Here is an 18,563-nt window from a genome sequence, read left to right on the forward strand (position 1 = left end):
GAGATCCTCTGGTTCATCCGGGCGGGCGCTTACTGCTGCGCGACGACCGATTGGCGGTAGACCACCTTCTCGTACGGCTGGACTTCCCGCTGACCGTCGGCATCGAACGCGATCGCGCCGGTCACGCCGGTATACGACTTGCCCAATGCCGCGAGCGCGGTGCGAATCTTCGCCGGGTCGATGGATTGCGCGCGGCCGATCGCCGCGGCGGACAACAGCGTCGCGTCATACGCATAGCTGCCGAACGCCGAGCGCGGGGCCTCGTTGTACGCGGCCTGATAGGCGCTCGCATACGCTTTCGCGCCCGCGCCGAGCGCGGCGACTTCGAGGCCGATCTGGCCTTGCGCGATCTGCGCGGGCGTGTCGCTCGTGCACATCGTCAGGTAGATGCCGTACCACGGATGCTGGTTGAGCCGCATCTCGAATGCCTGCCGGTTCAGCGTCGCGGCTTCCTGGCCATAGGCGCTGTAGACATACGCGTCGGGCTGCGCGCGCGATGCCTGCTCCAGTTCGCGGCGATAGGTCGATTGTCCTTCCGTATAGAGCACCGTCGACACCACCGTGCCGCCGAGCGCCTCGAAACGCTTCCTGAATTCGCCGGCAATCCCCTGGCCGTAGCCGTTGTTCGGCGCGATCAGCGCGATGCGACGCAGCTTGCGGGCGTACACGTCCTGCGCGGCGAAGCGCGCGGACAGGTCGTCCAGCCCGATCACGCTGAACGAGCCCGCGCCGATCTTGCGCACCTGCTGGCTCGACGAGCCGATGTTGATGTGCACGTCGCCCTGGCGCACCAGGAACTGTCCGACCGGTATCGTGACCGACGACGAGAATTCGCCGAGCACGACCGGCACGTGTTCGACGGTCGCGAGCTTGCGCGCGGCGTCGAGCGCGGTATTGGCCGAGCCGCCCGAATCCTCGATGCGCACGGCGAGCTTCTGGCCCAGCACGCCGCCTTTCGCATTGATCTGCGCGACGGCCAGCTCGATGCCGCGGCGCTGGTCTTCGCCGATCGACGCACTCGCGCCGGTCAGCGGCAGCACCGCGCCCACGCTGACGTCGGCGTGCGCAGCGCCCGACGCAAGCGCCCCGAGCGCGATCCAGATACCGATACTCCACTGACTTGCCTTCATCTTCGTTCTCCCGTCGCATGGTCGGCCGCACGGTTGGCGGCATGGTTTGATATACAGAAGTGTCGACAGAATCACAGAACAAAAATCGTTTGCAAATAAATTTTCGAGCCGCTGTGACGAATAGCGAAAGTCTTGTTTGAGATAGAAAATTTTCCCTGTTTTCATGCATTTATGCACGCGGATAAAGCGCGTGGATAGCCCTGGTGCATGGGCGCGCCAATCCGGCGCAATCGAGAATATTTCTGAAAAAAGTGTATACAGAGGTGAATTGCAGTGCTTAAATCTGCCCAACTCGACACGACCTCGGAGGGCAGTCAGATGGTGGAGATCAAGCGATACGGCGTAAGTGAACGGATGAGCCAACTGGTGGTCGCGGGCGGGCTGGCCTTCGTCGCGGGGCAGGTGGCGGACGACACGTCGCTCGACGTGGCGGGGCAGACCCGGCAGATTCTCGACAAGATCGACCGGCTGCTCGAAGACGCGGGGCTCGACAAGCGCCGGATCGTGTCCGCGAGCATCTGGCTGGCCGACTATCGCAGCTTCGCCGAGATGAACAGCGTATGGGACGCGTGGGTGCCGCAGGGCGAGTCACCGGCACGCGCGTGCGTCGAATCGAAGCTCGCGTTTCCGCAGTACACGGTCGAGATCGCGGCGATCGCCGCGAGCTAGCGCAGGGAGAACCAGACGATGAAGACGATCGTGCTCGGCGGCGGCATCGTCGGCGTGACCACTGCGTATTTTCTCGCGAAGGCCGGCGACGAGGTGACGGTGATCGAACGTCGCGACGGCGTCGCGCTCGAAACGAGCTTCGCGAATGCGGGGTTGATCGCGCCCGGCCATTCGTACACCTGGGCGTCGCCGCGCGCGCCGAAGATTCTGTTCAAGTCGCTGTTTGCCGACGGCCAGGCGCTGCGGCTCAAATGGACGCCCGACTGGCGGATGTGGGCCTGGTGCGCGCTGTTCCTGCAGAACTGCACGGCCGAGCGCTCGCGCCGCAACACGTCGATCAAGGTGAGGCTGTGTCGTTACGCGCAGCAGCGGCTTCAGCAGGCGACGAATGATGAACTGCTCGAGTACGACCGGACGAGCGGAGGATTGTTGTACCTGTATCGCGACCCTGCATCGTTCGAGCGCGGCGTCGCGAACATGCGGATTCTGACCGACAACGGCCTGCCGCTCGACATCCTCGATGCGCGGGCCACCGTCGAACGCGAGCCGGCGCTGCGCCACGCGGCGGCCGGGATCGCGGGCGCGATCCATTGCCCGAGCGACGAGAGCGGCGACGCGCATCTGTTCACGCGCGCGCTGGCCGAGCGCTGCCGCGCGCTCGGCGTCGAATTCCGCTTCGGCACGTCGATCGACGGCGTGCGCGCGAGCGCCGATGCGATCGACTACGTCGAGACGTCGCAGGGCCGCGTGACCGGCGATCGATACGTGCTCGCACTCGGCGCGTACTCGCCGTTCGTCGCTCGCTCGCTCGGCTACCGGCTGCCGATCTATCCGGTCAAGGGGTACTCGGTCACGCTGCCGATCGACGACACGCACGAGCCGCCCGCGCTCGGCGGCGTCGAGGAGAACCAGCTCGTCGCATGGGCGCGCTTCGGCGACCGGCTGCGGCTGACCGCGACCGCCGAGTTCAACGGCTACGACACCACGCATTCGCCGGGCGATTTCGCGCACATGCTCGCGACCGCGCAGGCGCTGTTCCCGAACGGCGCCGACTACGCGAAGCCGTCGTACTGGGCCGGGCTGCGGCCGATGACGCCGGAGGGCACGCCGATCATCGGCGCATCCCGGCACCGCAACCTGTTTTTCAACACCGGCCACGGCCATATGGGCTGGACCATGTCGTGCGGCACCGCGAAGATCGTCGCGGATCTGATCCACGGCAAGCGGCCCGACATCGACATCACCGGGATGACCCTGCAATGAGCGAACTTCTTTCCACCTCCGAGGCGTCCGATCCGGGTGTCGGCGCCGGCCCGGCGCGCGATGCGTACGCGCGCTTCGATTTCTCGCTCGACGCCGGCATCGCGCGGCGCGCGGCGATCGGCCTCGTCGTGCTGGCGACCGATCATACGATCGAATACGAGTGGCGACGTCTGCTCGCGATCGATGGCGTCGCGTTCTACGAAAGCCGGATCGCGAATTCCGCCGAGATCACCGCCGAGACGCTCGCGCGGATGGACGGCGGGATCTGCGCCGCGGTCGAATTGATCCGGCCGGGCGAGCGCCTCGACGTCGTCGCGTTCGGCTGCACGTCGGCGTCGATGGTGCTCGGCGAGGAGCGCGTGTTCGAGCGCATCCGCGAGGCGCGGCCCGGCGTCGCGTGCACCACGCCGATTACCGCGGCGCGCGTCGCGCTGACGGCGCTCGGCGCGCGCGGGGTCGCACTGCTGACGCCGTACGAGCGCACGATCAACGATGCGATGGCCGCGTACCTGCGCGCGCGCGGCGTCGATATCGTGCGGGTCGGCTCGTTCGAGCACCGCGACGACAACGAGGTCGCCCGCATCGAGCGCGCGTCGATCGAGCACGCGGTGCTGACGCTCGCCGCCGATCCGGCCGTCGATGCCGTATTCGTGTCGTGCACGAGCCTGCGCATCGTCGATGCGCTGGCCGATATCGAAGCGCGCGCGGGCAAACCCGTACTGTCGAGCAATCACGCGCTCGCCTGGCACGCGCTGCGGCTCGCGGGCATCGACGATCCCGTGCCGGGCTTCGGCAGCTTGCTGATGCGCTGACGCATGGCTCGTGCATGTAAAAAGAACGCGCGCGGGCAAATTGCCGATGGATAATGACGCGCGGTGACAACAGGTGGAACCAGGAGACGAGATGTCGACTTCCGTTATGGCTGGCCGGGAGACCGCGGCGCCGACGCGCACGGGCCTCACGGTCAACGAGATTTACGAGCAGTTGAAACAGATGGCCGTGCTGTACGAGATCCGGCCGGGCGAGCGGTTCAACGAGCTGGAGCTTGCCGAGCGCTTCAACGTGAGTCGCACGCCGATTCGCGAGGCGCTGAATCGGCTCGTTGCCGAAAACCTGCTGGTGTTCGTGCCGAACCGCGGTTTCTTCATTCGGGAACTGGAGGGGAAGGATGTGTTCGATCTGTTCGAATTGCGTCGCTCGATCGAAACGACCGCGGTGATGCTCGCATGCGAGCGCGGGTCGGACAACGACATCAAGGCGTTGCGTCGCTTCTGGAAGCAGGTGATGAAGAATGCGGCGCGGATGTCGTCGGCCGAGCTGGTCGTCAAGGACGAGCAGTTTCACCTGGAGCTGGCCGCGTTGTCGGGCAATGCCGAGATCGGCCGGGTGCTGCAAGGGATCAACGCGCGCATTCACTACGTGCGCTGGGTCGACGTCGATCAGCGACGCAACGAGGCGTTTACCGAGCATCTCGAGATTCTCGACGCGCTTGCCGAACGCGATGCGGAACGTTGCGCGACGCTGACCGACACGCATATCCGCTGGCGGATGGAAGAGATCACGCGCGTCGTCCAGGCGAGCGTCGTCAAGCTGTACGCAAGATAAAGCAAGACCGGCCGCGGCGCCTGCGACGATCGCGTACAGCACGCGAACGGGCAGGGCAGGCTGGTCGACGAGACAAGCAGTCGTGCAAAGGAGGACGGGCCGCCCGGATCGACCGGCGCGGCGCATCGCTACTTGATCGTCACGAGGTGCCGTCATGACACACGGTACGTTGGTCACGCTGTATAAACCCTCCGCGGCGCAGATCGAGCATTTGCTGACCTTGCCCGCGAAAAGCCCCGTCGTCGTCGCGGTCGACAATTCGCCCGTCGCCGATCGTGCGCTGTACGCACGGCTCGCCGCAGGCGGCGTCGACGTGATCGCGAATCACAATCGCGGCGGCATCGCCGGTGCGTTCAACGCCGGCGTCGAATTCCTGATCGGCCGCGGCTGCGACGTCTTCTTCATCTTCGATCAGGATTCGCACGTTCCGGACGACTATTTCGATCGCATGCTGGCCGGCTGCGCGCGGGTGGGCGACAGCCGCTTCCTGGTCGGCCCGCGGATCTTCAACCGCAATTTCCAGCGCGACCTGCCGTTGTTCACGGTGCGCCGCTGGTCCGCGCAGATCACGCCGATCCACGGCGGCGCGCACGGCCTGCTGTCGTGCTCGGTCATCATCTCGTCGGGCACCGCAATCTCGCTCGACGCGTATCGCGCGCTCGGCCGCTTCCGCGAGGACTTCTTCATCGACCACGTCGACGCGGAATACTGCATGCGCGCGCAGGCGCACGGCGTGCCGGTGCGCGTCAACGCCGACGTGTCGCTGCCCCATGAACTCGGCAGCCCGTCCGCGCAGCAGCACTGGCCGCGCGTCGAGATATTCGATCAGAGCGCGCTGCGCCACTACTATGCGGCGCGCAACTGTATCCTCGTCGCGCGCGACTACTGGCGGCGCTATCCGGCGATGCTGCTGATCAATCTCATCACGCTCAAGCACGTCGCGTTCGTGCTGCTGCATGCGCGCAACAAGCGCCTGAAGCTGAAGGCGATCTATTGCGGCGTGACGGACGGGTTGCGAGGGCGGTACGGGCGTGTATGACGCGTGATTTATCGCGGTATGGGCGCACGACAAACGCACCATACAATTCGGATCACTGATTATAAGAGAGGGTTTCAGATGAGCTTGTCTACGCCGATTCACCGCCGCTATACGGGCGCGTTTTCCGTCGCGCCGACGATCTTCACCGAGTCGGGCGAGATCGATATGCCGGGCCAGAAGCGCTGTGTCGACTTCATCATCGACGCGGGAGCGGACGGCCTGTGCATCCTCGCGAACTACTCGGAACAGTTTTCGTTGACCGACGACGAGCGCGAGCGGCTCATCGCGGCGATCCTCGAACACGTGGCGGGACGCGTGCCGGTGATCGTGACGACCACGCATTTCAATCCGACGATCTGCGCGGCGCGCAGCCGCGCCGCGCAGGAGGCCGGTGCGGCGATGGTGATGGTGATGCCGCCGTACCACGGCGCGACGATTCGTTGCGGCGAGGCCGCGATCGAGCAGTTCTATGCGGCGCTTTCCGACGCGATCGAGATCCCGATCATGTACCAGGACGCGCCGATGAGCGGCACGCAGGTATCGGCCGCGTTTCTGGCGCGCCTCGCGCACACGATTCCGAATCTGCGCTATTTCAAGATCGAGGTGCCGCAGTCGGCGTCGAAGCTGCGCGAACTGATCGCGCTTGGCGGCGACGCGATCGAAGGGCCGTTCGACGGCGAGGAGGCGATCACGCTGCTTGCCGATCTCGATGCGGGCGCGACCGGCAGCATCCTCGGCGGCGGCTATCCGGACGGGCTGCGGCCGATTCTCGCCGCGTATCTCGCCGGGCAGCGCGACGAGGCGGTCGCCCAGTACGAGCAATGGCTACCGTTGATCAATTACGAGAACCGTCAGGCCGGCCTGCTGGCGGCGAAGGCGCTGATGAAGGAGGGCGGCGTGATCGCATCGGACGCGCCGCGCCGTCCGCTGGCGCCGCTGCATCCGGCGACGCGCGCGGGCCTGATCGAAATTGCGCGACGGCTCGACGCGCTGGTGCTGCGCTGGGCACGCTGACGCGACCGCCTGGCAGCATGACGTTGCGAATTCCGCCGCCATCCGTGCGCCCGACGCGTACGGGCGGCTTCCGCACTCGATGACCCAACCAAGGAACCCGAAGAATGAGCATGCCGACGATACGCGCGGTCCGCGCGCTGACGGTGCGTGGTGGCGGTGCCGATTACCACGATCAGGATGCCGGTCACTGGATCGACGACCACATTGCGACGCCGATGTCGCGCTACCCCGAATACCGGCAGAGCCGCCAGTCGTTCGGCATCAACGTGCTCGGCACGCTCGTGATCGAAGTCGAGGCCAGCGATGGAACGGTCGGCTTTGCGGTGACGACCGGCGGCGAGATCGGCGCGTTCATCGTCGAGCGGCATCTCGCGCGTTTCATCGAAGGGCAGTGCGTGACCGACATCGAGAAGATGTGGGATCAGATGTTCCATGCAACGCTGTATTACGGGCGCAAGGGTGTCGTGCTCAATGCGATTTCCGGCGTCGATCTCGCGCTGTGGGACCTGCTCGCGAAGGTCAGGCGGGAGCCCGTGCACCAGTTGCTCGGCGGCAAGGTGCGCGACGAGCTGGAGTTCTACGCGACCGGTGCGCGACCCGATCTCGCGAAGGAGATGGGTTTCATCGGCGGCAAGCTGCCGTTGCATCACGGCCCGGCCGAGGGCGAGGTCGGCCTGCGTCGCAATCTCGATGCGCTCGCCGAGATGCGTTCGCGCGTCGGCGCCGATTTCTGGCTGATGCTCGACTGCTGGATGAGTCTCGACGTGCCGTATGCGACGCGGCTCGCGCACGAAGCGCATGCGCTCGGCCTGAAATGGATCGAGGAATGCCTGCCGCCCGACGACTATTGGGGCTATGCGAAGCTGCGCCGCGACGTGCCGCGCGGCATGCTCGTCACGACCGGCGAGCACGAGGCGACCCGCTGGGGCTTTCGCATGCTGCTGGAGATGGAGTGCTGCGACATCATTCAGCCGGACGTAGGCTGGTGCGGCGGGCTCACCGAGTTGATGCGGATCTCGGCGCTCGCCGATGCGCGTGGCGTGCTGGTGATTCCGCACGGCTCGTCGGTCTACAGCTATCACTTCGTCGCGACGCGGCACAACAGCCCGTTCGCCGAATTCCTGATGATGGCGCCGCAGGCCGATCGTGTCGTGCCGATGTTCGATCCGCTGCTGCTCGACGAGCCGGTGCCGGTCGGCGGGCGGATGAAGGTGCCCGACACGCCCGGTTTCGGCGTGCGCCTGAATCCGGACGTGCGCATGCAGCGCCCGTATGAACACTGAGCGTACGGAGGGGCGCAATGACGAAATTGCTTGAAGACAGGATCGTCGTCGTGACGGGCGGATCGCGCGGGATCGGCCGCGCGATCGCGCTGGCGTGTGCGCGGCATGGCGCCGACGTCGTCGTCAACTACTGGACGAACCCGCTGCTGCCCACGCAGGCCGATCACGAGATCGACGCGCTCGTCGACGCGATCCGCGCGACGGGGCGCGACGCGCTGGCCGTGCCGGGCGACGTCGCGCAGCCGGACACGGCCCGCGCGCTCGTCGCGGCCGCGGTCGAACGATTCGGCCGGATCGACGTACTGGCGAGCAATGCCGGAATTTGCCCGTTCCACGGCTTCCTGGACTTGCCGCCCGAGCTGCTGCAACGGACGATGGAAGTGAACCTGCACGGTGCGTTCTACATGACCCAGGCCGTCGCCCGGCAAATGGCCGCGCAAGGGCACGGCGGCGCGATCGTCGCGACCAGCTCGATCAGCGCGCTGGTCGGCGGCGGCATGCAGACGCACTACACGCCGACCAAGGCCGGCGTCCATGCGCTGATGCAGTCGTGCGCGGTCGCGCTCGCGCCGCATCGGATTCGCTGCAATTCGGTGCTGCCGGGCACGATCCGCACCGAAATCAACGACGACGATCTCGCCGCGCCCGGCAAGACCGAGTACTTCGAGCGCCGGATTCCGCTCGGCCGCCTCGGCGAGCCGGACGACGTCGCCGACTGCGTCGTGTTTCTCGCGTCCGACATGGCGCGCTACGTGAACGGCGCCGCGCTGCTCGTCGACGGCGGCATGTACGTGAACCTGCAATGAAACCGCGAGGCATGGGCATGGAAACGATCGCCTTCAGGATGCGCCTGCACCCCGGCAAGCGGGACGAATACCGGCGCCGGCACGATGCGATCTGGCCGGAACTCGCCGACGCGCTTCGTGCAGCGGGCATCTCGGACTACTGGATCTTTCTCGACGACGACACCCATCACCTGTTCGCCGTGCTCAAACGGCCGGCCGATCACCGGATCGCGCAACTCGCCGAAAAGGACGTGATGCGTCGCTGGTGGGCGTACATGGCCGACCTGATGGCGACCGGGCCGGACGGACGTCCGGTCGAGAAATCGCTGGAGCCGATGTTCCATCTGGAATGACGCCGGCCCGTTCAACGGATCGGCAGCGCTCGGCGTGTGCCGAACCATTGCAGCGGATCATCGTGTCGCATGAACTCACGGAGCCCACATGCAGGTTGTCGATCCCCATGTCCATTTCTGGGACGCCGACGCGTTGAGCTACAGCTGGCTCGATCGCGCTCAGCCGGCGTTCTCGGGCGCGGTGGCGGACTTGCCGCGCCGCTACCTGCCCGCGGACCTGCGCGCGGACGCCGGCGCGGATATCGACGTGCTGAAGGTCGTGCATGTCGAGGCGATCCACGATGTGTGGACGACGCCGAGCGAAGTCGACTGGCTGCAGGCGCTGGCCGATGCGCCGGCGAGCGGCGGGATGCCGGACGGCATCGTCGCGGGCGTCGACCTGTTCGCGCCGGACGCACGCATCCGGCTCGCCGGCGCGGCGGCGCATCCGAACGTGCGCGGTATCCGGCAGGTGTTGAACCGGCATCCGGACCCCTGGTACAACTACGTCGACGTGGACTATCTGGCCGAACCGCGCTGGCGAGAGAACTTCGGGATGCTGAGCGAGTTCGGTTTGTCGTTCGACCTGCAGTTGTACCCGGCCCAGGTCGGCGCCGCGCTCGCCGTCCTCGATGCGCATCCCGACACGTCCGTGATCGTCAATCACACGGGCATGTTCGTCGACCGGACCAGCGTGCACGGCTGGCGCGAGTGGCGCGACGGATTGCGCGGGCTCGCGCGGCGGGCGAACGTGACGATGAAGCTGTCCGGGCTCGCGATGTTCGACCATCGCTGGACGGTCGAAAGTTTCCGCCCGTACGTGCTGGAGGCGATCGACGCGTTCGGCGCGGCGCGCTGCATGTTCGCGTCGAACTTCCCGGTCGATCGGCTCCATGCCGGCTATCAGGCGCTCTGGCACGCTTATGCGGCGATCGTCGCGGGCGCCCGCGACGATGAGCGCGAGGCGCTGTTCGTCCACAATGCGCTGCGAACTTACCGGTTGTGAGCCACTTGCCCGCCATCGGGTGGCGAGCGTTGTCACCGAAGCACGTGCCGGGCGCGCGCCCCGGCAGCATCAGCCGAACCCGCACGCTGCAGCGGCGCTGGCTGATGCTTCATCGGGGCTTGTTCGCCCTAATCGCGCAACGCAGTCGCGACGACGCTCGCCAACGGCGTCGTGGGCCGACCGATCAGTCGCGCGAGGACGCCGCCGTCGTCGAACAGCGCACCGCGCGACGCGGCCACGTCGGCATCCGCGAGGACGCTGGCAAACTCGGGCGGCAACCCGGCGCTCGTCAGCACGTCGGCATAAGCGTCCTCGGCGAGATCGTTGTAGACGACGGTCTTGCCGGACTGCCGCGAAACCTCCGCGGCTAGCTGCGCCAGCGTGTACGCATCGTCTGCCGCCAGTTCATAGGTTTTTCCTGCGTGGCCGTCCGTCGTCAATACCGCGGCCGCGGCCGCCGCATAGTCCTTCCGCGCGGCGGCAGAGAAGCGCCCGTCCTTCGCGGCCCCGATGAACGCGCCATGCTCGAGCGCAGCGGGAAGGGCCATCAAATGGTTCTCGGTGTACCAGCCATTGCGCAGGAGGACGGTGGGGAGGCCGGAGGCCGCGATGACTTCTTCCGTCTGCCGATGCTCGATCGCGAGTCGGACGGGCGACGTGTCGGCGTGCAGCATGCTCGTATAGGCGAGCAACGAGACTTCAACCCGCCGGGCCGCGTCGATCACCGCGCGGTGCAATGGCAGGCGGCCGGCGACTTCGGTCGACGAGATCAGCAGGAGTTTGTCGACACCGAGGAACGCGGTGGCGAGCGTTTCAGGCCGCTTGTAGTCGGCCTCGCGCACCACCACGCCGCGCGCTTCAAGGTCGCGCGCCTTCGCCGGATTCCTGACCGCCGCGATAATCCGGTTGGCCGGCACGGTTTCAAGCAATGCGTCGATCACAAGGCGCCCGAGCTGCCCGGATGCTCCCGTTATTGCATACATGTTCATGCTCTCCGTGTATCGATAGGTGAGGCTCCAAGTGTAGGGATGAAGGTTTCCATTGGAAACCACCTATCCATCGGTTACCATCATTTTCAAGTAACCAAATGGAAACCATTCCCGGTGCGACGATGGGTTTGAGAATGCGAAAGAAGGTGGAGCCGCTTCCCGGCTGCCCGATGTCGAAATGCATGGCGTTGATCGGCGGTCTGTGGACGCCCGAACTGATCTGGTGCCTGAGCAATGGCCCGCGTCGGTTTTCGGAGTTGCGGCGCGACAACCCGACCATCACCGCGAAGGTGCTGACCGGCAGGCTGCGTGATCTGGAGGAGCGGGGCGTGATCCGGCGCAGCGTGTTGCCGACGTCGCCGCCGTCCGTGGAGTACGAGCTGACGTCGCTCGGCCAGGAACTGCTGCCGGCGATTACGTCGATCGTGGAGGTCGGGTCGCGCCTGCTGCTGCGTGACCGGGCGCGCTAGCGATTAGCGACCGCGCGGGCTATCGCGCCGCCGTCGAACGCCGGCGCTTCGTATTCGGCAAAGGCTGGTGATGCATCGGCCCTGTGATGAGTTCGCTCATCGCGTCGCGGATCCAGCGGTGGGCCGGCTCGTGATGAAAGCGCGGATGCCGAAACAGATCACCGGGTACGACACCCCGCCGGCGCAACGCTTTACGCGTCTTTCAGCCAGGGCATTTCCACGGGCGACACGACCAGTTGGCGGAATTCGCGCTTCAGATCGAAGATGAACCCGACCAGGATCATCGAGTCGGCGTAAGGAATCGGAAAGACCTGCGGATTTTCCGGGGTACGCAGCGGGCGCTCCGGCGTGTCCGCCGTCGCCGCGGCGTTTTCGCGAACGCTTTCCAGGTCGTCTGCCATGGCCGGGCCGCCGGCTTTCAGCACACGGCTACGCAGCTCGCTGAAGGGTTCGATGCGCGCGGCGTCTTCGTGGTATTCGGGCACTTCATAAACGAACCAGGACATTGTCGTCTCCCATGAGAAGGGGCGCTATTCTAACGCTACGCGCGAATCCACCGAAAATCGAGGCCGCCCACTTCTCAAAGCACATCCACGAGCCCTGCAAGGTCATCGCATCCGAGGCGGATTGCAGCAATGTCACACTTCGGATAACACCTGATGCGCCGCGCGAACCACCGCATCTACCGTGATGCCAAACTTGTCGTACACGTCCTTGATTTTCCCGGACTCGCCGAAGCTGTGCATGCCGACGAACCGGCCTTCCGGTCCGATGTACCGTTCCCAGCCCAGTTCGACCGCCGCCTCGACCGCGACCCTCGCGGGAGAAACGCCCAGCACGGCCCGCCGGTAATCGCGCGGCTGCTCCTCGAAGAGCAGGCGGCACGGCATCGATACGACGGCCGTCGGCACGCCTTCCTGTTGCAGGATGTCGCGTGCCTGGACGGCGAGGTCGACCTCCGAGCCTGTCGCGATCAGCGTGAGTTGGCGCGGCCCGCCATCGGCCTCCCGCAAAATATAGGCGCCCCGCGCCGACTTGTTTTCGTTTCCAGGCTCGTTGCGCAGGAGCGGGACCGGCTGGCGTGACAATGCGAGGAGTGCAGCTCTGCGCGGCTGTTCGAGAATCAGTTCCCAGCACTCCGCCGTTTCGACTGGATCGGCCGGCCGATAGACGGCGAGTTGCGGAATGGCGCGAAGAGCGGCGAGGTGCTCGACGGGTTGATGAGTCGGCCCATCTTCTCCGAGACCGATGGAATCGTGCGTCATCACGAAGATGGATCGCACCCGCATCATCGCGCTTAACCGGATCGCCGGGCGACAGTAGTCCGAAAAGCAAAGGAAGGTGCCGCCGTACGGAATGAGGCCGCCATGAAGGGCAATGCCGTTCATCGCGGCGGCCATGCCGTGTTCGCGGACGCCGTAGTGGAGGTATGAACCCTTGAACCGGCCAGGCTCGATCGCGATTTGGTTCTTCGTCTTCGTATTGTTGGACTGCGTAAGATCCGCCGAGCCGCCCAGCAATTCCGGAATCGCGTCGAAGAGATGATCAAGCACTTCACCGCTGGCCTTTCGGGTAGCCATTGCACGGCCACTGGCAATAAATGCCTGCCGTGCCGCCGCGATCGCCGCCTTCCAGTCATCCGGAAGCTTTCCCGCATTGCGCCGGTCGAATTCGGTGCGCAGCGCCTGCGGCGCCCGGCGGACACGCTCGTCCCACGCGAGTCTCGTCTTGCGGCCGCGCGCGCCGATCTCCCGCCATGCTTTCAGCAGGTCATCCGGGATTTCAAACGGCGGCGAATGCCAATCGAGGGCCTGGCGTGCGCCCGCGATTTCATCCTCGCCCGGGGCATCGCTATGGGCTTTCTCGGTCCCGGCCTTGGTCGGAAAGCCGAACCCGATGATCGTCCTGCATGCGATCAACGTCGGTCGGTCATGCGTTGTCCGAGCGGTCTCGATAGCGCGCCGTATCGCATTCGTGTCGTGACCGTCGATTTCCAGGACTCGCCATCCAGCCGACTGAAAGCGCTCGATCTCGTTGTCCGAAACCGCGAGCTTGGTCGCGCCGTCGATGGAAATCGAATTGTTGTCCCAGAATGCAATCAATCTGCCCAGCCGGAGGTGGCCGGCCAAGGAAATGGCCTCGTGGCTAATGCCTTCCATCAGGCAACCGTCGCCGAGAAATACGTACGTGTAGTGATCGACGAGATCATCGCCGAAGTGCGCATTCATGACGCGCTCGGCCAACGCCATGCCGACGGATTCCGCGATGCCTTGTCCGAGGGGGCCGGTCGTCAGTTCGATTCCGTCGGCGTGCGAGTACTCCGGATGGCCCGGCGTCTTGCTGCCGACTTGCCGGAACCGCTTGAGCTCGTCGAGGGTCATGTCGGCATAGCCCGTCAGATAGAGGAGGCTGTAGAGGAGCATCGACGCGTGTCCGTTGGACAGTACCAACCGGTCTCGATCGATCCAGTGGGGATCCGACGCGTCAAATTTCATGAACTCGTTGAACAGGACCGTCGCAACGTCAGCCAACCCCATTGGCGCACCAGGATGTCCGCTGTTCGCTTTCTGCACTGCATCCATGGCGAGGAAGCGAATACAGTTCGCCAGTGCGCGAAGATGGGGGTCTCGTGGGGGCGGCACCGCTTTTGCAGCCGTCCGGGAATGTGCAGTGGGATCGCTCATCGGTTCTCCTGGTTTAGCTCGGAAAGATGAGGCTACGGGGCAAGGTGCATGCCTTCTCGACGGCGGCGAGGTTACGCCGGAATGCGCTTGATATTTGGTGTGGCCTTGCTACACGTTCTGGGATTCGACCCTTTTGAATTGATAATACGCATTATGTCAACTAAGATCGGTATAGATACCGTGCGCGGTCTGTAGCCTGCGGTCGGCCAAAGGCTCGAACATCACCGGAAGCGATCAGCAAGATACTTCACGAATCACCTCCCACTCGTTGTCATGCGAGCATCGCTCGCCCGACGCCCATTGGACATGTGATGACTTCACGTCACAAACAGAAGATACAAAAAGCATTGAAAATTAATTTGACGGCACGCGAATCGGCAACAATCGAAATCAATATTCAATAACGAAAATCCCAACCATCCACTTGACTCGACTTCTCATCGCGCGTCCTCCTTACACACCCGCCACGACGAGAAAACCCCAAAGCGTCCCAGCCACACGCCGTCGATGCATCGCCCCCGTTACCACCATCAACACGATCATTTCAAATTTCTCACCAAATTTCGACTTGATTGACAGCAACGACATGAAAAATTAATCCAATAGAAAATATCTTGTAATTATAAAAATCACCTCCTAGCATCCCCCTGCTGTTCGCGACATGTCTTGTTTAAAAGTCATCACTTGATGCATTCCTCGAACAAACCCACTCATAACCTGGGGAATTACATGAAGAAACTGTCTCGACTGCTGCCCATCACCGCGATTACCGTCGCGAGTCTCAGCGCTTTTGCCCAGGCCGGCGACCAGCCGGCCGCGGTCGACAAGGCGCTGCAACTGATCCAGCAGAACCCGACCGCCTTCAGCGTGGCGGCCAGCGGCACGGCACGCACGTTGAAGTTCGCGGGGCCACAAGCAGGCGCCCCAACCGACGGCGACCAGTTCCAGGTGCGGGACGTGATCGTCGATCCCGACGGCACCGAGCACGTGCGTTTCGATCGCTTCCACGCGGGCCTGCCCGTGATAGGTGGCGACGTGGTCGTCCACTCGAGCAACGGGCAGTTGAAGCAAGCCAGCGTAACGCAGCTCGCACCGATCAACCTCGCCGGCACGATCGGCAAGGTCGGGAACCGCGCCGTGGTACGCAACGCACCCGACGTCGGTGCGACGCGGGCCAGACACATCGCGGCCGCGCGCTTCAACTCGGACGTGCGCCGCGTCGACGAGCCGGAACTCGTCGTGTTCGCCCGCGACGTCACGCCGACGCTGGCCTATGCGGTACGCGTCTACGGCAAGTCGACCGACACGCACGGCGACGCCGTGCTGTACTACGTCGACGCCCGCACCGGCGCCGTGCTCGACGCACAGGACCTGATCAAGACCGCCGCCGCGACCGGCACCGGCCGCTCGCTGTACTACGGCAACCTGACGCTCACGACGGACCAGACCGGCACGAACGCATACCGGATGCTCGATCCGGGCCGCGGCGGCGGCTCGGTCTACGATGGTCGCGGCCTGAGCTCGGACGAGGTCGAGCAAGCGACCGACCTGCCGATCTTCACGAGCAGCACGAACGTGTGGGGCAACAACACGACCACCGATCGGCAGACCGTCGCGGCAGACATCGACTACGGGCTCGCGTTGACTTGGGACTACTACAAGACCACGCACAATCGCAACGGCATCTTCAACGACGGTCGCGGCGTGAGAAGCTACGCGCACGTGGTGTTCAATACCGGCAGCGGCACGACCGGCGCGAACGCGGCATGGCTGTCGTCGCGCGTGATGGCGTACGGAGACGGCGAGCCGGGCACGCGCCTGCCGAAGCCCGTGGTGTCGGTCGACGTCGCCGGGCACGAGATGAGTCACGGCGTGACCGAGGCCACCGCCAACCTGAACTATTCGGGTGACGCGGGCGGCCTGAACGAGGCGACTTCCGACATTTTCGGCACGCTCGTGAAGTTCTACGCGAACAACCCGAACGATCCCGGCAACTACGTGATCGGCGCGCGCGTGGTGAGCGGCGGCCTGCGCAAGATGTACAAGCAGGATCTCGACGGCCGGTCGTTCAGCTGCTACCCGTCCGGCGGCTTCTCGTGGTCGAATCCGCGCCACGATCCGCATTTCACGTCGGGAGTCGGCAACCGCTTCTTCTACCTGCTGTCGGAAGGGCCGTCGGTGCCGTCGACCGACACCGGCCTGTCGAGAGCGCAACTGGTCTGCAACGGCGACACGACGTTCAGCGGGCTGGGTCGCGACAAGGCCGGCAAGATCTGGTACCGGACGCTCACCGTGTACCTGAACGCCAACTCGAACTACCCGAACGCGCGGCGTGCGTCGATCCAGGCGGCCAACGACCTGTATGGCGCGAACTCGGCGGAAAGCGCGACGGTCGCGCGCGCGTGGAGTGCTGTCGGGGTGAATTGACGGCGCTTGTGTGGATACGTCGAACGCCAGAGGTCGCGTGACGGTACTTCGCTTCGGAGGAAAGCGATTCGGTCGTGATCACGCGGCGCCGGGGTGAATGACGGGAAGTGCCGACCGATCGCCTGCATGTGCAGGCGATCGGTGGACGGTGTGTTCTTGCGGTCAGCCCCCCGCCGCCGCCACCGGATTGAACGACGTATCCCACAACGGCGCGACACGCGCCGGCCCGTCCAGCACGCCGATGCGCGCAAACACGTCCGCGACCTGCTGATGCTGCGCGATCACGTCGGGCGTCACCGGCAGCAGCGCGTAGTCTTCGCTGCGCTGATCGAACATCGAGACGAGATCCACAACCGGCACACGCGTCTCGTGATTCTGCGCGAGCGCATAGTCGCGGAAATGCCCGTTCGCCCACGCATACGCACGTCGGAACCGCAGCAGCAAATCGCCGGTCGCCGCGCGGCGACGCACATCGTCGAGCGTGCGCGGATTCGCATACACCGGAAAATTGCCCGACAGATAGCCCTTCCCCGTCTTCAGTACGCGGGCGCCGTAGCGGTTGCGCGCAAGCTGGCCGTTGTAGCCGTAGATCGCCCATGCGTCGATGTCGCCGCGATCGTACGCGGACAACCCGTCGGTCGGCGACAGGTTGATCGGCTGGATGTCGTCGAAGCTCAGGCCGGCTTCCGCCAGCTGTCGATACAGGAAATAGTGCGACGTCGTCGCGCGCACGTAGCCGACACGCTTGCCCTTCAGGTCCGCGATGCTGCGGATCGGCGTGTCCTTGCGCGCGAGCGTGACCTGGTTGTTCAGGTCTTCGCGCACGCGCGAGATGAACTTCACATTGGCTTTCTGCCGCGCGGCGAACACGGCGGGAATTTCGCTACCCGAACCGATATCGAGCGCATCCGCGTTGAGCGCCTCGATATGCAGCACGCCGTTGTTCAGTTCGCGCCAGTCGATCCGATACGGCGTGTTGTCGAGCCCGGCCGCCTGCAGCAGCGCGCGCCAGCCGCCCTTGTAGGTCGCGACGCGCAACGTCGTTCCGGCCAGATCGGCATCGGCGGCCGGCGTGGCGAACGCGGCCAATGGGTGCGCCGCGACTGCGGCGCCGGCAAGCAGCAGGCGGCGACGTACCGCCGACATTGACGACATCGGATGCTCCTGTTCGATCGGATGGAACCGGATGGAAAGCGAAACCGCCGCGTCAATGCAGCGCCGGAAAGCCGTGGCGCTCGGCCAGCAGTTCGAGGATGCGGCGCGCATCGGTGACGAAGCGCACGTCGCCGAGCGTCTGCGCGTCGTCCGGCGCGGGCTGGTCGCGGCCCAGCACGAGCACCGGCAGGCCCTGGTGCGCATCGTCGAGCGCGTCGATCACCGCGGGCCGCGGCCGCTCGAAGCCGACGCGCTTCACGTCGATACGCGCGGCGCGATCGGGCGCGCTCGCGAGCAGCCCTTCGATCGGCAGTCCATGCGGACAGACGAAGCGCTGGCCCGGATGCTTCGGATCGGCAAAGCCCGGTTCCAGCAGAAACAGTACATCGCGACTCATGTCGAATGGCTCCTTTCTCGTTGGGCGTCCCATCGGTAAGCGCGCGTATCCGTGCGCGCTGCCGTTCCCGACGCATGCCGGCCAGCGGCCGGATGCCAGACTCTACCGTCGTACCTCGCCCGGCCCTACCAACGTTTTGCGGAATCGATATGCGAACGCGCATAGCGCATCGGCCCGTCTTCGCCCAGTGGGCCGTTGCATAGACGCATCGTCATGCGAACGACGAGCACTACGGATATCGAACGATTTCATCGATCGATATGACCGCGTCCACGGGTTTCCGGCGGCCGACGTTCGCGGTCCGCACGATGCGTT

At 65.1% G+C, this 18,563-nt stretch carries 18 protein-coding genes; 12 read left to right on the forward strand and 6 right to left on the reverse strand.

All coding sequences use genetic code 11. From position 1 onward, the window contains the following. Positions 1 to 29 precede the first annotated feature (29 nt). The gene (locus tag GJG85_RS33015) at positions 30 to 1,130 is read right to left on the reverse strand and encodes an ABC transporter substrate-binding protein (RefSeq protein ID WP_204384521.1); all 1,101 of its coding nucleotides are present in this window, start codon (positions 1,128 to 1,130) and stop codon (positions 30 to 32) included. Positions 1,131 to 1,448: 318 nt separating this feature from the next. On the opposite strand from GJG85_RS33015, the gene GJG85_RS33020 reads away from it, so the two are divergent. The 10 genes from GJG85_RS33020 (at position 1,449) to GJG85_RS33065 (ending at position 10,126) form a co-directional block, all read left to right on the forward strand. Next, the gene (locus tag GJG85_RS33020) at positions 1,449 to 1,799 is read left to right on the forward strand and encodes a RidA family protein (protein ID WP_176015987.1); all 351 of its coding nucleotides are present in this window, start codon (positions 1,449 to 1,451) and stop codon (positions 1,797 to 1,799) included. 18 nt (positions 1,800 to 1,817) lie between these two features. Further along, entirely contained in the window at positions 1,818 to 3,062 is a 1,245-nt protein-coding gene (locus GJG85_RS33025; protein ID WP_204384522.1) for a D-amino acid dehydrogenase, read from the forward strand. Then, positions 3,059 to 3,874: an aspartate/glutamate racemase family protein gene (locus GJG85_RS33030; RefSeq protein WP_050016943.1), complete on the forward strand. Its 816-nt coding sequence runs from the start codon at positions 3,059 to 3,061 to the stop codon at positions 3,872 to 3,874. The genes GJG85_RS33025 and GJG85_RS33030 overlap by 4 nt, the downstream gene beginning before the upstream one ends. Positions 3,875 to 3,965: 91 nt before the next feature. Then, entirely contained in the window at positions 3,966 to 4,667 is a 702-nt protein-coding gene (locus GJG85_RS33035; protein WP_050016945.1) for a GntR family transcriptional regulator, read from the forward strand. Positions 4,668 to 4,821: 154 nt separating this feature from the next. Further along, positions 4,822 to 5,706, forward strand: coding sequence for a glycosyltransferase family 2 protein (locus GJG85_RS33040; RefSeq protein WP_050016946.1), 885 nt, complete (start codon positions 4,822 to 4,824; stop codon positions 5,704 to 5,706). A 78-nt stretch (positions 5,707 to 5,784) separates the two neighbouring features. Next, positions 5,785 to 6,720: a dihydrodipicolinate synthase family protein gene (locus GJG85_RS33045; protein ID WP_089490392.1), complete on the forward strand. Its 936-nt coding sequence runs from the start codon at positions 5,785 to 5,787 to the stop codon at positions 6,718 to 6,720. 104 nt (positions 6,721 to 6,824) lie between these two features. Then, positions 6,825 to 8,003 (forward strand): L-rhamnonate dehydratase, encoded by a 1,179-nt coding sequence (rhmD, locus tag GJG85_RS33050; RefSeq protein ID WP_050016950.1) that lies wholly within the window; start codon positions 6,825 to 6,827, stop codon positions 8,001 to 8,003. A gap of 17 nt (positions 8,004 to 8,020) precedes the next feature. After that, on the forward strand, positions 8,021 to 8,809 hold the full coding sequence (locus tag GJG85_RS33055; protein WP_050016952.1) for an SDR family NAD(P)-dependent oxidoreductase: 789 nt from the start codon (positions 8,021 to 8,023) through the stop codon (positions 8,807 to 8,809). Positions 8,810 to 8,826: 17 nt separating this feature from the next. After that, positions 8,827 to 9,141 (forward strand): L-rhamnose mutarotase, encoded by a 315-nt coding sequence (gene rhaM / locus GJG85_RS33060; RefSeq protein ID WP_050016972.1) that lies wholly within the window; start codon positions 8,827 to 8,829, stop codon positions 9,139 to 9,141. Positions 9,142 to 9,229: 88 nt separating this feature from the next. Next, positions 9,230 to 10,126 carry an amidohydrolase family protein gene (locus GJG85_RS33065; RefSeq protein ID WP_050016953.1) on the forward strand — a complete coding sequence of 299 codons (897 nt, stop codon included), beginning with the start codon at positions 9,230 to 9,232 and terminating at the stop codon, positions 10,124 to 10,126. 128 nt (positions 10,127 to 10,254) lie between these two features. On the opposite strand, the gene GJG85_RS33070 is transcribed toward GJG85_RS33065, so the two are convergent. After that, positions 10,255 to 11,109 (reverse strand): SDR family oxidoreductase, encoded by an 855-nt coding sequence (locus GJG85_RS33070; protein ID WP_050016974.1) that lies wholly within the window; start codon positions 11,107 to 11,109, stop codon positions 10,255 to 10,257. A gap of 104 nt (positions 11,110 to 11,213) precedes the next feature. On the opposite strand from GJG85_RS33070, the gene GJG85_RS33075 reads away from it, so the two are divergent. Then, positions 11,214 to 11,585 (forward strand): helix-turn-helix domain-containing protein, encoded by a 372-nt coding sequence (locus tag GJG85_RS33075; RefSeq protein WP_235356282.1) that lies wholly within the window; start codon positions 11,214 to 11,216, stop codon positions 11,583 to 11,585. Between the two features lie 191 nt (positions 11,586 to 11,776). Here the strand turns inward: GJG85_RS33075 and GJG85_RS33080 are convergent, their stop codons facing one another. After that, positions 11,777 to 12,091 carry a hypothetical protein gene (locus GJG85_RS33080; protein WP_027806289.1) on the reverse strand — a complete coding sequence of 105 codons (315 nt, stop codon included), beginning with the start codon at positions 12,089 to 12,091 and terminating at the stop codon, positions 11,777 to 11,779. A 132-nt stretch (positions 12,092 to 12,223) separates the two neighbouring features. After that, complete coding sequence (gene tkt / locus GJG85_RS33085) at positions 12,224 to 14,269, reverse strand: transketolase (RefSeq protein ID WP_050016958.1); 2,046 nt, start codon at positions 14,267 to 14,269, stop codon at positions 12,224 to 12,226. Positions 14,270 to 14,998: 729 nt separating this feature from the next. On the opposite strand from tkt, the gene GJG85_RS33090 reads away from it, so the two are divergent. Then, on the forward strand, positions 14,999 to 16,696 hold the full coding sequence (locus GJG85_RS33090; RefSeq protein ID WP_050017840.1) for a M4 family metallopeptidase: 1,698 nt from the start codon (positions 14,999 to 15,001) through the stop codon (positions 16,694 to 16,696). A gap of 162 nt (positions 16,697 to 16,858) precedes the next feature. Here GJG85_RS33090 and GJG85_RS33095 read toward each other — a convergent pair whose 3' ends face one another. Then, the gene (locus tag GJG85_RS33095; protein WP_050017839.1) at positions 16,859 to 17,851 is read right to left on the reverse strand and encodes an ABC transporter substrate-binding protein; all 993 of its coding nucleotides are present in this window, start codon (positions 17,849 to 17,851) and stop codon (positions 16,859 to 16,861) included. 52 nt (positions 17,852 to 17,903) lie between these two features. Beyond that, positions 17,904 to 18,248: a DUF3088 domain-containing protein gene (locus GJG85_RS33100; RefSeq protein ID WP_050017838.1), complete on the reverse strand. Its 345-nt coding sequence runs from the start codon at positions 18,246 to 18,248 to the stop codon at positions 17,904 to 17,906. Positions 18,249 to 18,563 lie beyond the last annotated feature (315 nt).

The sequence above is a fragment of the Burkholderia sp. MS389 genome (genome assembly GCF_016899425.1).
Lineage (GTDB): Bacteria > Pseudomonadota > Gammaproteobacteria > Burkholderiales > Burkholderiaceae > Burkholderia > Burkholderia sola.

Bases quoted from the DNA above. Each gene is read 5' to 3' on its own strand.
- GJG85_RS33040 (WP_050016946.1), top strand. From the start codon at position 4,822: ATGACACACGGTACGTTGGTCACGCTGTATAAACCCTCCGCGGCGCAG.
- rhmD (WP_050016950.1), top strand. From the start codon at position 6,825: ATGAGCATGCCGACGATACGCGCGGTCCGCGCGCTGACGGTGCGTGGT.
- rhaM (WP_050016972.1), top strand. From the start codon at position 8,827: ATGGAAACGATCGCCTTCAGGATGCGCCTGCACCCCGGCAAGCGGGAC.
- GJG85_RS33055 (WP_050016952.1), top strand. From the start codon at position 8,021: ATGACGAAATTGCTTGAAGACAGGATCGTCGTCGTGACGGGCGGATCG.
- GJG85_RS33075 (WP_235356282.1), top strand. From the start codon at position 11,214: ATGGAAACCATTCCCGGTGCGACGATGGGTTTGAGAATGCGAAAGAAG.
- GJG85_RS33090 (WP_050017840.1), top strand. From the start codon at position 14,999: ATGAAGAAACTGTCTCGACTGCTGCCCATCACCGCGATTACCGTCGCG.
- tkt (WP_050016958.1), bottom strand. From the start codon at position 14,269: ATGAGCGATCCCACTGCACATTCCCGGACGGCTGCAAAAGCGGTGCCG.
- GJG85_RS33070 (WP_050016974.1), bottom strand. From the start codon at position 11,109: ATGTATGCAATAACGGGAGCATCCGGGCAGCTCGGGCGCCTTGTGATC.
- GJG85_RS33080 (WP_027806289.1), bottom strand. From the start codon at position 12,091: ATGTCCTGGTTCGTTTATGAAGTGCCCGAATACCACGAAGACGCCGCG.
- GJG85_RS33045 (WP_089490392.1), top strand. From the start codon at position 5,785: ATGAGCTTGTCTACGCCGATTCACCGCCGCTATACGGGCGCGTTTTCC.
- GJG85_RS33020 (WP_176015987.1), top strand. From the start codon at position 1,449: ATGGTGGAGATCAAGCGATACGGCGTAAGTGAACGGATGAGCCAACTG.
- GJG85_RS33035 (WP_050016945.1), top strand. From the start codon at position 3,966: ATGTCGACTTCCGTTATGGCTGGCCGGGAGACCGCGGCGCCGACGCGC.
- GJG85_RS33030 (WP_050016943.1), top strand. From the start codon at position 3,059: ATGAGCGAACTTCTTTCCACCTCCGAGGCGTCCGATCCGGGTGTCGGC.
- GJG85_RS33025 (WP_204384522.1), top strand. From the start codon at position 1,818: ATGAAGACGATCGTGCTCGGCGGCGGCATCGTCGGCGTGACCACTGCG.
- GJG85_RS33015 (WP_204384521.1), bottom strand. From the start codon at position 1,130: ATGAAGGCAAGTCAGTGGAGTATCGGTATCTGGATCGCGCTCGGGGCG.
- GJG85_RS33065 (WP_050016953.1), top strand. From the start codon at position 9,230: ATGCAGGTTGTCGATCCCCATGTCCATTTCTGGGACGCCGACGCGTTG.
- GJG85_RS33100 (WP_050017838.1), bottom strand. From the start codon at position 18,248: ATGAGTCGCGATGTACTGTTTCTGCTGGAACCGGGCTTTGCCGATCCG.
- GJG85_RS33095 (WP_050017839.1), bottom strand. From the start codon at position 17,851: ATGTCGTCAATGTCGGCGGTACGTCGCCGCCTGCTGCTTGCCGGCGCC.